10 protein-coding genes are annotated in these 14,538 nt (G+C 38.9%); 7 read left to right on the plus strand and 3 right to left on the minus strand.

The annotated features are described in order from the left end of the window. The first annotated feature begins 526 nt into the window (after positions 1–526). The 6 genes from FBD94_RS18135 (at position 527) to FBD94_RS18160 (ending at position 9,057) form a co-directional block, all read left to right on the plus strand. On the plus strand, positions 527–2,371 hold the full coding sequence (locus FBD94_RS18135) for a KAP family P-loop NTPase fold protein (RefSeq protein WP_136881254.1): 1,845 nt from the start codon (positions 527–529) through the stop codon (positions 2,369–2,371). Beyond that, the gene (gene qatB, locus FBD94_RS18140; RefSeq protein ID WP_136881255.1) at positions 2,371–3,204 is read left to right on the plus strand and encodes a Qat anti-phage system associated protein QatB; all 834 of its coding nucleotides are present in this window, start codon (positions 2,371–2,373) and stop codon (positions 3,202–3,204) included. Before FBD94_RS18135 ends, qatB begins: the two co-directional genes overlap by 1 nt. Further along, positions 3,191–4,534 (plus strand): Qat anti-phage system QueC-like protein QatC, encoded by a 1,344-nt coding sequence (qatC, locus tag FBD94_RS18145; protein ID WP_136881256.1) that lies wholly within the window; start codon positions 3,191–3,193, stop codon positions 4,532–4,534. The genes qatB and qatC overlap by 14 nt, the downstream gene beginning before the upstream one ends. Continuing rightward, positions 4,521–5,249: a Qat anti-phage system TatD family nuclease QatD gene (gene qatD / locus FBD94_RS18150; protein WP_136881257.1), complete on the plus strand. Its 729-nt coding sequence runs from the start codon at positions 4,521–4,523 to the stop codon at positions 5,247–5,249. Before qatC ends, qatD begins: the two co-directional genes overlap by 14 nt. Positions 5,250–5,522: 273 nt before the next feature. Then, on the plus strand, positions 5,523–7,325 hold the full coding sequence (locus tag FBD94_RS18155) for a DUF4365 domain-containing protein (RefSeq protein WP_136881258.1): 1,803 nt from the start codon (positions 5,523–5,525) through the stop codon (positions 7,323–7,325). 286 nt (positions 7,326–7,611) lie between these two features. Then, on the plus strand, positions 7,612–9,057 hold the full coding sequence (locus FBD94_RS18160) for a toxin-antitoxin system YwqK family antitoxin (RefSeq protein WP_136881259.1): 1,446 nt from the start codon (positions 7,612–7,614) through the stop codon (positions 9,055–9,057). A 539-nt stretch (positions 9,058–9,596) separates the two neighbouring features. Here FBD94_RS18160 and FBD94_RS18165 read toward each other — a convergent pair. Continuing rightward, a complete protein-coding gene (locus FBD94_RS18165) occupies positions 9,597–10,373 on the minus strand; it encodes a hypothetical protein (protein WP_136881260.1) in 777 nt (258 codons plus the stop codon). A gap of 727 nt (positions 10,374–11,100) precedes the next feature. After that, on the minus strand, positions 11,101–11,556 hold the full coding sequence (locus FBD94_RS18170; RefSeq protein WP_136881261.1) for a hypothetical protein: 456 nt from the start codon (positions 11,554–11,556) through the stop codon (positions 11,101–11,103). Between the two features lie 307 nt (positions 11,557–11,863). Here FBD94_RS18170 and FBD94_RS18175 point away from each other — a divergent pair, with 307 nt between their 5' ends. Further along, positions 11,864–12,274: a RidA family protein gene (locus FBD94_RS18175; RefSeq protein WP_136881262.1), complete on the plus strand. Its 411-nt coding sequence runs from the start codon at positions 11,864–11,866 to the stop codon at positions 12,272–12,274. Positions 12,275–12,282: 8 nt separating this feature from the next. On the opposite strand, the gene FBD94_RS18180 is transcribed toward FBD94_RS18175, so the two are convergent. Then, positions 12,283–14,538 carry an alpha-L-rhamnosidase-related protein gene (locus tag FBD94_RS18180; protein ID WP_136881263.1) on the minus strand — a complete coding sequence of 752 codons (2,256 nt, stop codon included), beginning with the start codon at positions 14,536–14,538 and terminating at the stop codon, positions 12,283–12,285.

Genomic DNA, 14,538 nt, shown 5'->3' on the forward strand with positions numbered 1-14,538 from the left:
AATGAAATATTCTACTAGGTACCTTGTAAAGTCGGTCTCTTGTTAATATTTACGTAAATTTGGTTACCTCATAAAATATAGAAGCCAACCTAAATGGGGGCATTTCGAACCTTTTTCGAGTCCGGCACATTTAAGGAGAGGAAAATGCGATCAAACGGAAGAAGATTATCAGTGTATCTTAACTGAAAATATGATTTTGTCGATGGGCTAGTTCGAACCGCTTTTAAGCACAGGAAATTTTAAGCCTTTCACCTATTATTGAAAATGGAGTTAGTTATGATTATTTAAAATTCGAGGAAATTACTGATCATTATTATAGTTCAGTGGATAAGGTGATATGTTATTCAAATAAATATTGTAATTTGTCATTATAAATCTAACCAACTACGATCTCAAATGAACCAAAACGCAAATTGGCCCGTCCAGTTACAAAATTCAATCATAATCAATCTTTCGATTAGGATGAAAAAAAAGTCATCCATAATTTCTACCTCTCTATTTATTGATCTTCAAGCATACAATTACCATGTGGAATGATAATGAAACAGACGAAGATCTTATCGATTGTGGGCATTTAGTCACAGCCGTATCTAATATTGTAGATTCCAAAAATCTTCTTCCTTGTAGTATCGGGATCTTCGGGGATTGGGGAAGTGGTAAATCGTCACTGATGCGGATGATCGAAAATAAATATAGCGCAAAGCCTGATATACTAGTCATAAAATTCAATGGTTGGCTATTCGAAGGGTATGAAGACGCTAAGATTGTGCTGATGTCAAAGATTGTTGATGCAATTGTATCTGAACGCACATTAAGTGAAAAGGCGATCAGTTTTGCTGCAAAATTATTGAGGAATATTGATGTGATTAAGGCTGGCGGTCAACTGGTAAAATATGGAATTGGTTTTGCTGCGGGAGGCCCCGTAGGAATGGCTGCCGTATCAGCGTTAGATATCGCAAAAAAAGCTTCGGAAGCAGATTATACCCAACTGCTTAAAGAGAATAGATCGAAGCTCAAAGAAGACGATGTAAAGAATAACATTCAAAGCTTTCATGAAAATTTTTCTAATCTTCTATCGGAAACTGATCTGGACAAAGTTTTAATCTGCATTGACGATCTAGATAGGTGCTCTCCCCCAACCGTAATTGGTACTTTAGAGGCTATCAAACTTTTTTTGTTCACCAAAAAGACAGCATTCATAATTGGAGCCGACGAGCGGTTAATTAAGCATGCTGTTAAGACAAGATTTCCAGAAATTTCCGGGGATAATGCTGAGGTGGGAAGGGACTACCTTGAAAAGCTCATACAATTTCCGATTAGAATTCCACCACTAAATGCGACTGAACTTACCAATTATGCCAATCTGTTATTTGCCCAGTTGCATACTGACGAAGGAGAATTTGGCATTGCGAGAGAACAAATACTAAATGAGAAGCGTAACAAAGGCTTTGACTTTTTATTCGATATGAAATGTGCAGGAGATTTCCTAAATACTGTAAACAATGAGCTCAGCGAAGCCTTGCTAATGTGCGGGCAGATTGTTCCGGTATTAAGTGTAGGACTAAATGGCAATCCTCGCCAATGCAAACGCTTTCTAAACACCTTACTGCTTAGAAAAGGCATGGCCGATTCAATCGGAATTGATTTAAAGAAGACACTATTGGCCAAGCTCATGTTGCTAGAATATTTTAAACCGGAGACATTTAGGAATTTCTACGAAATGCAGGCCAATAACCAAGGGGTGATACAAATATTAGATCAACTAGAGGAAAAAAATGAGGAACAAAACATCGATGTTTCGCAAAAGTCTAAACCAGAACTAGAGATCTACCAAAAAGACAAATGGTTAATTAACTGGTTCAAGCTTGAACCAGCGCTTTCAGGCGTAGATCTAAGTCCGTATTTTTATTTCTCAAGGGATCATCTTTCTGTCGTATCATCAACAGCACAACGGTTGAGTCCGGAAGCGAGCGCAGTCGTACAAAAACTATTCAGTAATTCAAAAGCAGAACGTAACGTAACCCTGGGCAAATTAGGAGACTTAGCCCCGGCTGACATCACAGCCGTTTTTGCACTCATCACTGAAAGATTTAGGCAGGAAGAAGATCATTCAGGTGATCTGTCCTATATGGAGCTTATGTTTGATTATGCTTCAAAACGAAGTGAGGTTAAAAGTGAGCTGATTACGCTGCTTGGGACATACCCTGAAAAAGGACTGCCTGCGAAGGCGGCAACACTTGTTGCAAGGACTTTTAAACAAACCGAATTTCAAGATCCTGCAATTAAGTTATTAAAAAAATGGGAAAAAAGTACATCCAATACCAAGCTTGTACCTTTTGCCCAAAAAGCGATAAAAGACCTCAATAAATAATGGGAACATCAGCATCTAATAATGGCCCTGTAGGTCGCAGTACACTTCTACCACCTTGGTATCAGCCGTCCGCAGGGACCGGAGAAAATAACTATGACACTTCAGAAAGTTCCGCGGATAAAAAACCAAATGCTGGTAAAATGGACAGTCAACCAAATTGGACCTCCGGTAAAGGTGCGTTGAAAAGACTTGCAAATGGAACGCGCGGATCAAGCATGAGAAAAGCTGGCGCTGCATATGTTCGTTCTTCTGGTGGAGCAACTAGTGCAACACGCGCGGCAGGTATAGGGTCTTCGACAGGCGCAAGGTTCGCGGTCTTTCTAGGTGGGGTTGCTGCCGCGGGGATCGCTGGTAGTTTAAGTGATCTGGGTATTAAAAATCTAGATGGCCTGAATCCAGAACAAATGCTTGCTGCCATCTCTGATGCGCTTGCCCCAGTTGGGACGACCAATGATGAAGCCATAGCTCGTGAGGCACTGATCGTAACCTTGGATGGGCTATATGAGAAAATGATTGATGATGGCAAAGATATTACCAACCTTGATCAAATCGACCAGACGGATATTGGAGAGTCGGTATCATCCTATGTGAGCAATTACATTTTCCTCAAGTGGATGCATGAGCTGGGACTTGCATTGGAGAAAGGAGATCTTTCTGTTAAGCAAGCGGTAAAGCTGGAAAGCGAAATCAAAGACTATGTTCGACTTGAAGTACAAACAGCTTATGAAAATAATGAAATTGACCCATTTACGATGAGTGTAGAACAGAATAAAATTATAATAGATCAAATACTCCTTACCTCTTACACTGCTATAAAAAATGAGCGCAATTAATATTCATGTAAAATTCGATCCTAGGGATGCGACTGAGCAAAAAACAGTGGAGGGAGATAAAAATATTGTTATATCCATAAGTCAGGCAGACAGGGAGAGGTGGGTAACAACAAATATTATATCGCATCTCCATGACCACCGGTTAGCATTGAAGGATGAGGTTTTTGACTTATTGAGAATAGGTATCGCTATTTATACTGTAGACCAGACAGTGTCTAGAAAGGAGAACGGTTTTCAAGGATGGAGCAGGTACCTCAAAGTCAATCTGCCAGTGTATGATCCTGCAAAATGGAATCAAGCAGTCCCGGTACTTGAAGAAATGTTAAGCTTCCTTAGTGGAGACAAATGGGAAATAAAATTCAGAAAGAATAAAGTAAAGAGGGAGACTCAGTCAAGTTTTGAGAAAAATGCTAATGGCATTGAAAAAGTGTGTCTTTTTTCAGGTGGGCTAGACTCATTTATCAGCTCCATTGACTTACTTAGAGGAGGATCGAAAGTCGCTTTTGTTAGTCACTATAAAGCATCTGAAAGTGCTGTCCAAACGATGTTGTATGATGCCCTTGCTGAAAACTTCAGCAAAGCTGGCTTTGAACGACATAAGATACGGGTTCAACCCGGACATAATAAGGCCAAGACTCAGCAAGAGAATTCATCTCGTGCCAGATCATTCCTGTTTTTCTGTTTAGGCATTGCCGTCGCCAATGCTCACGGAGAGGAAATTCCATTAATCATCCCAGAAAACGGTCTAATTTCATTGAATATACCGCTAACCTTAACTAGGCTAAGCAGCCATAGCACCAGAACAACCCATCCCTACTACTTAGATAAATGGAGGGAGATGCTAGAGACTCTTGGGCTAAAGAATAAGTTGGTCAATCCATACCAATTTAGGACCAAAGGTGAGATGATGGCCGAATGCAAGGACAGAAAGTTTCTAAATACCTATTATCCCCATACTATATCTTGCTCGCATCCCGAGGTCAGTCGATATGAGAAAAAGAAGCCTGGCCTAAATTGTGGCTACTGTGTTCCTTGCATCATCCGCCAAGCTGCAGAAAAACGAGCAGGTAAGATATTGACAGATTACTCCAATCAGATATTAAGGGATGTGTTACCTAATCAATCCAAAAAGGGCAGTGATCTGAGGGCATTCCAAATGGCATTCCAGCGCAACGAAGGGATGAAGAGTTCCCGCCTCTCACTACAAGTTTTACGATCGGGACCTCTTCCTTATCAAAATCCAGAGGAGCTCAGCGCATACATAGATGTCTATAAACGTGGTATGGAGGAAGTGAAAAATTTTTTAAAGGACAGGAATGAATCTACATGATACGCATTTTCATTTAGACCTTTGCCCGGATGTTACGAAAATGGTCGCACAGATTGAGCGTGAAAAAATTTACACCATCGCAGTCACAAACTTGCCAGATCTATTTCACCATACCAAGAATTTTATAAGGAATACCAAATATATTCGGCCTTCATTAGGATTTCATCCGGAATTGGCGGCAAGTCACATAGGCCAGTTGGGCAAATTCATTGCTCTTGCCAGAGAAGCAAAGTATATTGGAGAAATTGGACTTGATAATTTCAAAAAGCAATCAGATGATTATCGGAGTCAGAAGAAAATATTCCAGGCCATTCTAGAATGTTGTGCGATACATGGAGGAAAAGTTCTCAGCATTCATTCGCGCCGTGCAGAAGCAGAGGTGATTGCTATGGTTGGAAAGAATTATCCCGGTAGCCCTATCTTGCATTGGTATTCAGGTTCAATAAAAAATCTGGAACAAGCTTTAGATAATGGATTCCTTTTTTCAATTAACTATGCTATGACGCAATCCACGAATGGAAAATCAATTGTAAAGGCTCTTCCATTAGCACATATCTTACTCGAGAGTGATGGACCTTTTACGCGTCTAGGAGATGAAGAAGGTTGGCCAGGTCATGCTAAAGCTGTTGTTGAACAGATAGCCAGTATTAAAGGGCTCTCTGTTTCAGAAGTCTCTACTAACCTCATAATAAATTTTAAAAAACTCGTTTCTTAGTAAGTAGAGAAATCTCGATGAATCTGAATAACACCTATTACTAAATCAAACAATCCATGAAAATCAGGAAAACTAAAATATCAATTTTAGGGGCATTCAAAGCGCAGAATCTTAACAATCATAAAGGTGGAAACATATATTTTTATAGACTTGACATTTTAGAATGTTAATCTATATTTGGATTAGCAATGAGAACGAGTGTAAAATAATATATCATTGCCAAAATCATTTTTGGATTCAATCTAAAGTACTTGTATAATAAAATCAAATTTGATGCATAGAGAAAATTCCAAACTTCCACTCCCATCATCCAGCCCAAATGAGGATCTTGAAACTATTTCAAAAAATAGGCTTTCTCTATTATTTGACCTTACACATTTTGAACTGAGGATGGAAATTACAAGGGACAAGGGTGTAGATCTATTTGCAGAACTCAAACAGAATGGTTTCTATACGAACTTTAGGCTTGCTCTTCAGTTGAAATCAACCATTTCGATTAAGAAAAATACAGATGGCTCTATCTCCTTTCCGATAGAAGTAAGCAATATCAATTACCTGCTCAATCTTTCCATCCCTGCTTATTATATTCTTTATGACCATAATGAAGGAGTATTCTACTATGAAAAGGTTTTTGCAGTCTATCAGTCACTCCTGAAAAAATATAATTCCAAAAACATCCCTTCCCAGTTCAAGATCCGCTTTTCAAAAATTCTGACACCAGAGGTAATCTCCGAAATCTATACCGATACATTAAATCGTGGGAACCTTTATAGAAAGATCAATCCGCACCTGGAGCATGCGGAACAATCAAAAATTGCTTCCGGAATTGTGATTGACCATCACAATGAAGTCTATAACATAGATCAGAATATTAGCTACCTTGAGCAATGGGGATTGGCGCTTATCAATGACGCTGCCTTCAATACAATTACGGAAATTGAGCGGCGAAGCCATCCCAGAAATGAAGCCTCGGCAATGTTCAACTTGATCTGTGGGGTGGCCTATTATTATAAGGGGAAAGTGTTCAGGGCAATTGAATTTCTGCGGTTGGCTGCCAGGGGGAAAGCGGGCTTCGACCCCGTTTTAAGGTCAATGCTGTCCTACACCATGTTACAGGCTGAACACGAAGCTGGCATCCTGACCGTAATGAAACTGAAGTCAAAGACACTTTTATTGATGGAAGGGGACGACATCGGTTCTTTTCTGGAAGTCCAAAAAGCCTGGAAGGAACTGGATAACAAGAATATGCCAAACAAGGAAAAAATGCAGGAATTTTATGCGTCAATCCATGGCATCATTGGAAGGGAGCCACGAGACTACAAGGCAAGAATAATGGCTTACTCCAAAGTGATAGAGGCGGACTTGCTTACGCTGATATTCGATCTTGGCAAAAACCTATTTACTGCCGTCTGCACTAGAAACGAAAGATCAAGGGAAGTGATCGCAAGTGATTTCGCAGATTTTGAAAAATATTTCCACTCGAGAATGGATTCTCTGATGGATTTTATAGGAAAATCCCAAGACCTACAGGCGATGGCCAATGTTTCGCTGATGAAGATCGAATGGTATTATAGAAAGGCTTTTGTTTTTCATTTATATGACCACTGGGATTTTTCCACGTTGACTTCCGAAGGGGAGCTATCTGCCATTTATAAAAAGGATTTTGACAAGCATCTGGGTTTTTTGAACGACACCATCAAGCTTTTAAAGCAACTTGGACAGGAAGAAAATATGTTAATGTCCCTGAGGCTCAAATATAAGATCCTGCACTTTATGAATGATCCTGGCATCAACGAAGTGTTAAATGAGATGGACCAAGTAACGGCCGGTGGTGATTTTACGAGGATGCGAAAATTGATCAAAAAAATGATCAATAAAGGTACAGATCATGAGATACATTCTGCTGATGCAATATTTCGGCTGAGCAATGTATATAATCTTTCGAAAAATGAGGGTATCGAACAATACCTCTTTGAAAATATTGAAGGTGACGACCTAGAAAGAAATGCCAATGTCGATTGGAGTATTAGCAAGCTAATGGATTTTGATTTTTCCGTTGCCTATGAGGCTTTATAGCAATTCTTCCAGGACGAACAATCCATAAAAGTTATCTTGATCTGTTGTTTCAGATGGATAATGAAGAGACGAAACTTGAAATTTTGAAGCGATTGTTTTTGCAGGAAGTAATTCTTCTTCCTCGATGGCCTTGGAAGATCAGGAGTTTAAGCATGGGGTTAAATTTATTATATTTAACTATTACTGTGTTTTTTTGCATGGCTTATGATGAAGTTAAAAATACATTCAAATAAATTCCTGATGGCAGATGAATAGTTTAATGCCTGTTTTGAAAATCCGCTTATGCATGCAACTGATTTTTACTCTTTTCGCTAATGATGTGGTTGCACAGTATAAAGATATTTTCTTAATGACATCTCAAACGCCAGATAAGAGGCAAAAGAATTTGATCATTAAGAATAAAGCGGACACAGCATTCCTGTCTATAAAATACTATGAAGACATGGGGCGTAGATACGGCGCCCATTATGAATTTAATAAAAAGCTGCCAGATGGAGATTATCAAGTATACATTGACAGTGTATTGCGTGAAAGCGCAACATTTTTGAATGGTGTGAGAAACGGCAGTAGCAATATGCATTATCCAAATGGTGAGTATCTAATAACACCCTATGTGAATGGCAAAATTGAAGGTACAGTACGTAGGTACATAAGCAAAATATTATTTTCAGAGGCTTTTTTTGTTAAAAGCAAGTGCATGGTAAGAATAGTTTATAACCGCGATGGGACTGTTAACAATAATGAATTTTACATCAATTCAACGCTTGTCCGTAATGAGTCTTTGGATAGTAATTCCAAAATTAAAAAGATTGTCGATTATAAAATTCTAACAGGAAACTCCGAATTTGGGCTAAAAGGCAGCGAGTTAAACGGAGAAGAAAAATATGGCTACAAAGAAGGAACTTTTATAGTATTATACCAGAAAAGTAAGATCATTAGTTGGAAATGGCTACAGAATGAACAAAATCCGCCTGTCGTTTTTTACCATAAGATGGTTAGCCTCCGCGGTCATATAGGAAGTGCAGCTCTTTTATTTCAAAGTCTGAGTAAGTCGGATGATGCATTTTTTGAATTTACAGATAAAAAGGACATCGGGTTTTATATAGATACATTGAGTCATGATCTTTTTTACAATAACTATGTGGTTGGAGAGGAAACTGTAGATACTGTGCATAAAACTAATTTTAATAAAATTTATGATGTAGGTAAATTAAATCTTAGGAAAGGCTATTTGAACATCACAAAACAAAGGGTAACTAATGAAACTTTTGATGGCTTTTTTGTTAATAAAGTAAATTTATCCAACTTAAATAAAAATGTGCTTCTTAGTCTCACTGAATTCAGTGATAACGTTCATGAAAAAGTAAGTCCCGGAACGAAGTCTTATACCCAAAGTTTCCTGATTGACTTAAATGCTGATGGAACAAAGGAGAAGTTGGTGATTACTGTGAGGTTTGATATGGACACTCCTTTTGAACATCGAGCCCTTTCTGAATTGGAATTCAAATTTTCGCGTTACGAACGAAATAACTGGTTGCTGTACGATAGTATAAACCTGAAAAATGAGTTAGAGAGAGATATTGACCAGATAACAGTATTTAGGCAAGAGCGAAACAGTTTCCCTAATATTTACATCAATTCCAGTTCTACCAATATGAACGGAAAGGTGTTACAGGACCAGGTATTATTACTTGGAAGTACGGACACGGAAGAAGTGAAAATCACAAAATAGAAAACTATGTTTTTAATTCCCCACGGTTGCCATTCAGGGTAATGCGAAGATAGATCGGGGGATCGGAATTCCTGCGAAAATTGTAATCCCTTAAAATAAAAAAAGCCTGAAAACTTACGATTCCAGGCTCTTTGTAGGTTTTTATACCATCTTGGCCGAGAGTGGGGGAATTGTACCCACGGTTAAAATCCCGCTTTAATATGGTGTCTAGAAGGTTTGTAATTGTCGACTCACCGAATCACTCACCGTTCTTAATTTTCTTTTAAAACTGCAAATGCTATAAATTAAATTTATATATAATTCTATTGAAATCAAAGTTTTAAACTATATGGTGTATTATAAATATTGTATGTGGCTTAAAAAAGCGAATTATTATCATCATTTAGGTATGTATCCGGTTCGACTCCGGCTAGGGATTACTGATTAATTATGTGAAAAGTCTTGTAGGTTATTGCTTGTAAGACTTTTTTGTTTCAACAATAAAGATTTACCGGACATAGTGATTATGATAAACGTTATGACATGGTATGGGTAGTTATCTATTCCGTCTTGTATAGCTGGATGCCGCTCGAATTGGCTTTGAGCAGCAGATTGTCCCTAAAGATATAGTCTTCTTGGTAGCTATTGCCATTGGACAGGTCAAATTTCAGTGTGCTATTGATGTTGCCCTTGTCATCCAGCAGCACATAATTGATTTGTTTTGTCTTGGCCTCCTTTACGATCAGCCAAGAGGCCGTGCCGGTCGAAAAGGTTGAGAAGCGAACGTCTTCCCAACCCAGATTTGCATAGGGTATAGTCTTGGTACTAACTTTTTTGCTAGCCAAGTCGAGATAATAGTATTTCAGATATTTGTTCATATCACCATAGACGCCAGGAAAGACACAGACAGTCGTTAGGATATTTTTGTTAACGTAACTGTCCAGGAAATATTCCTCCTTCTTTGGCTTTAGTAAAATCTCTCCATATCTGCCACTTTTAAGGGAAATGACGTTCGGTCGGTTCGGCTTCAGGTACATGTCCGAAAGGAATATACCGGCATTAGTCGCAATGATTTTTTTTGGGTAATAAAGTCCCTGACTCCCCTTGTGCTTAGTGATTTTTTTGGTAGTTAGATTGTACCTGATAATTTCTGGCGTCGAGGGACTGGAATAGCTAGTCCCTGCGTTGGAAGTACTTCCGAACACGAGGTGTTGTCCATCGATAGCGATATTGGAGGGGGCATAGAATGTCCGGCCTAGCGGTATCCTTTCTGCTATTGAACCATCGGGGAGGATGATGTATAGGGTGAGAAAGATATCCTTAGAAAGAGGCTGCATCTTGCCTTGGCTGACAAGGGCGTATATTTTCTCCTTATACCTCATGATAGCACCTATCTCATTGTAATGTTTATCAGCGATCTTAAGTGACCATTTTGGCTTTAAGGATAGGTCGTAGTTGACCAGATAGGCATCCGTGGAGTTCCCATCATTGATCTTAGTTTTAAAGGTATAGCCGCTGCAATATATCTCATTCTCATACCAAGCTAGGGCTTGGACATATTGGATGTTTTCGAAGGAAGCTCTGGTGACCAGTTCCTGACCGAATACAAAAGCCGGCAGGATGATGGCAAGGATTATTGAAAGTTTGATTTTCATTTTTTATTCACATTTTTCGTAAATAGCCCGTCTTTTATTCAGTGTAATCATCAATGATATGAATACTCCCAGGCCAGCCAATGTTTCTGCCAATCGCATGGGATGGAATCATTGAACTGTCGTTTTTAAATATAACTTCGGGTTGATTTAACATTATAGTTTGTTTGGCTAATTTAAACTTAAATACTATAATGTTTCGAATCTTTAGTTTTGCAACTTAATCGCGATTTGTTCTAACATAATTTTCTCAAGGTCTCCTTCATGAAAATCAGAATAATTTTCATATGCTTTTATATGAATCCTTTCCTTTTCAAATCTTCATTTATAGGCTCAATAAGCAATAAAAAGCGTTTTAAATGTTCAAAGTATTACTGCTGAACACAAGTAAAACAATATTAATAAGTATAAGTTAATGATTCTTCAATTCAATTTTCGGTTCATGCATAGAAATAATATGAACTACATGATTTGCAGCAAAAAGTCCGTAATGCTTTAATTCTGTTGGATAGATGTCGTTTGCAAATGTTTCGTTCAAGATGAAATCCATATAACTAGACGTTTGGAAAATACAAAAAGTTCCATAATCGCCAGAAATGTATTCATCTTTGGGATCTGAATTAGCATAACTTTCATTTATTACGTGATATGAAACATAGTCATTAAAGGTAATAGTGAAAAACGTTCCAGTTTCATCCTTAGTAATTTCCTTGCAACCAGATAGCTGTTTATCACCTATCTGAACGTCAACTTCAAAGTCAGACATCGTTGAGTTTTTTACCTCAAGCAAGAGTTTGTTATCTTCTGGTTCATATAAATTGGTTAAGAAAACACTTCCATGTTTATTGATCGCTTCAAAATTTTCCATTTATAAAAATATCAAAATCATTTATAAGTCTCAATTATATATTGGTATTAAAACTTAAAGATATTACAAAGTAAATGAGAGCCATATTTAGTTCGTTTGGACATTGATTATCTGTTTAGTGAATACATATATATAAAATGCAAGTCCAAATGAAACGACGATTTTAAACAATACTGGTGAACAAATTTAGCTTTTGGCACTTTATCCGCTAAAGGTAATATTTTGCACTACTCTACATCGGCACATGTTTTGAAGAACGAGTAGGTATATCTTTGCTCAAAATAAAAAGACCTTAAATTGAAACTACATGACTAACATTATTCATAAAAACCCGAAAAGACTTTTTGATCCGACTCCATTCGCTTTTTCACATTCTACAAGTACTCCGGATAATGGAAAATATATTTTTATATCTGGGCAAAGTGGGGGTGAGGACTTAGAGCATAGTCTCTCAATTGATTTTAGAAGACAAGTTCAATTCGCATTATTAAACTTAGAAATAGTGCTCCAAGAGTACAAACTAAAAGCTGATGACGTCCTTAAAATTACCATATTAATTGTTGACCATGATCAGGAAAAACTTAAGATATGGACAGAGGAAATGCATAAAGTATGGACGAATAATAAGTTCCCTGCAAGTACTTTAATTCCAGTTCCAAGATTAGCTTTAGATGGCATGCTGATAGAAGTTGACGCTATCGCATTTATGCCATCTTAAACTACGCTCTACAGATATTTTACTTCCCAGCTATATACTCCGGGTTCTACATCAGCGATTTTCCAGAATTTCCCCTCTGATATCGCTTTAATTGTTCGACCATTTTTCAATATGCGGTCATTTGCCATTCGTCTTGGCAAGTATACCATTCCTGTAGAGTTGGGCGGGAGTGTAGTTTGTAAAAGAAACTGCTTGGGGCTATTGGTAAATGCAACCTTTACTTTTCCCCGCAAGGTGGACAGCTGTAATTCTGCTGAGTTAAGCGTGCCAGGCTGTGGCTTGATCTTTATGGAGCCAAAAGCAGGAGATAATGGTTCAACGCCCATTAATTTTCTGACAATGATGTTTGCTGGAGCTGCACCCCAGGCATGGTTCCAGTCCTGATTCTTCTTATATTCGGTATCCCAGGCTTCAGTTGTCATCGTAGCGCCGCTTCGTAACATATTGTACCAGCTGCGTTTGTCTGTTGCAGTTAAAAGCTTTAATGCATATTGGGCTTCATGGTTATCATAAAGACCGTCTAGCAGAAACTGAGCACCATATACACTACAGGCCATACCTCTGGAGCGGATATGATCTAGTACGCGTGCTTTGTTGTTTTCGGGAACCAGGTTAAAGGCGAGGGCAAACATATTGGCGTGAAGAGAGCTGTGTAAAGTCTCTTCTCCATCTTTTATGATTCCTGTTTCGGGGCTAATAAACGCACGCTGGAAGGCCAATTTTACCTTGGCTGCCTGTGCAGCAAAGAAATTAGCATCTTTTCTTTCGCCCAGTTTTCGCGCTAACTTTTCTGCGCTGATCAAGGCTTGGTAATGAAAAGCATTTACAACTGAATTGTAAGTGGTAAATACAAAACCATCCGTTTCGCCAGGGGCATCTTTGGGGATGCTAAAACCTCCCTTTTGCGGCCAGTCTACGATGTCCTCCAGAATGGAATGTCCGTTGAAATTTTCAAAATAAATGGATTTGGTAAATGCACTGTCCTGTTTTCCAGTTTTGGTGCTGATCAAGCCATCCGGCCTCCCCAGTGGAAGCAACAATTTGGCTTTCAATTGCGGATAGATTACTTTGACGGCACGAATATCGCCAGAGTACAAGTAATCGTTCCATCCAATCAACAAGTTCTGCAGCGACCATTCTGTAGGCCAGGTAGCATGGTATATCAAATATGCCAGGGATCTTTTAGTCATGTTGAATTCTGCATCAACGGCATAATGCGATAGCTGATTGATGAGTACATCGGCTTCATAAGGTATCCGTTCCCGGTCGCCATCCACATACAATCCGGTAAAGGAAGTCGCTTTAATGGTATGCTTAGAAAGCTCCCAGATCTGGTTTAACAGTGTATCTGATGATTTAAACGTGGAAGCATTATCATCAAAAGGATAATTAACTGCATTGCGCCATACGCTGTCGATCCTGATGTTTTTGTTTGCTTCTATTTCTGCATAGCGGAAAGGCAATACTTCACCAATATCTTCGGGCATAAGAATGGCCTTAGCGCCCGTATTTTGTTTATCAGGGCTAAACTTCGGCTCGTAATTGTGTGTGCCCATCTTTAATGGGATGGATAGCAGGCGGTAACGGATGTGGCCTTTCGGCGCTCTATCAATCTGCCCAGCTGCTGTAATGGCTTCGCCAATATGAACGCGCAGGGTATCTGTTCCGGTTGATGAGGAAGCTTTGATCCGGAATTGTCCAAATGCAGCTTTACCAAAGTCGTACCGGAGGTTGTTACTGTTTAGCTGACTATTGCTGCTGGGTAGCTGTCCCCATTTGCTCAATGTATGGAAGGCAGTTTGAACGTGTTTTAGCTCAGCACCAGTAGTAAATGCGGTCGGCTTTGAAAAAGCGCTGGGTAATGACTTATTGTTCCATACCATCACTTTCCAATAGTAAGTGCTATTGGGTTTCAGCTTATTTCCTTTGTATGGAATGCCAGGCCCCCATTTTCCGTTTACTTTTCGGGAATCCCAGGCATCGCCCAGGTTTGTAGAAAGCTTTTCTGGTGTGGAAGAAACCAGTATGCGGTATGCTGTTTGACGACTGCCTTGGCTAAGATCGTTCATTACCCAGGTAAAATATGGATGCTGATTGGCAGTAAGCACAATGGGGTAGGGATGGCCCAATGGGCTCTCAGACAAAAGCAGATCTACACGTAATGCAGATGGTGCTTTTAAAGATTGAGGGCTTGCTTTTACCGCCGAAATTGCAAGTAAAACAGTTAAAAAGTATTTCGCTGGTGCTGAGGATAAACAGTTCAT

Source organism: Pedobacter hiemivivus, from assembly GCF_005144565.1.
Classification (GTDB): domain Bacteria; phylum Bacteroidota; class Bacteroidia; order Sphingobacteriales; family Sphingobacteriaceae; genus Pedobacter; species Pedobacter hiemivivus.

Bases quoted from the DNA above. Each gene is read 5' to 3' on its own strand.
- FBD94_RS18180 (WP_136881263.1), bottom strand. From the start codon at position 14,538: ATGAACTGTTTATCCTCAGCACCAGCGAAATACTTTTTAACTGTTTTA.
- FBD94_RS18170 (WP_136881261.1), bottom strand. From the start codon at position 11,556: ATGGAAAATTTTGAAGCGATCAATAAACATGGAAGTGTTTTCTTAACC.
- qatD (WP_136881257.1), top strand. From the start codon at position 4,521: ATGAATCTACATGATACGCATTTTCATTTAGACCTTTGCCCGGATGTT.
- FBD94_RS18155 (WP_136881258.1), top strand. From the start codon at position 5,523: ATGCATAGAGAAAATTCCAAACTTCCACTCCCATCATCCAGCCCAAAT.
- qatB (WP_136881255.1), top strand. From the start codon at position 2,371: ATGGGAACATCAGCATCTAATAATGGCCCTGTAGGTCGCAGTACACTT.
- FBD94_RS18175 (WP_136881262.1), top strand. From the start codon at position 11,864: ATGACTAACATTATTCATAAAAACCCGAAAAGACTTTTTGATCCGACT.
- qatC (WP_136881256.1), top strand. From the start codon at position 3,191: ATGAGCGCAATTAATATTCATGTAAAATTCGATCCTAGGGATGCGACT.
- FBD94_RS18135 (WP_136881254.1), top strand. From the start codon at position 527: ATGTGGAATGATAATGAAACAGACGAAGATCTTATCGATTGTGGGCAT.
- FBD94_RS18160 (WP_136881259.1), top strand. From the start codon at position 7,612: ATGCAACTGATTTTTACTCTTTTCGCTAATGATGTGGTTGCACAGTAT.
- FBD94_RS18165 (WP_136881260.1), bottom strand. From the start codon at position 10,373: ATGCAGCCTCTTTCTAAGGATATCTTTCTCACCCTATACATCATCCTC.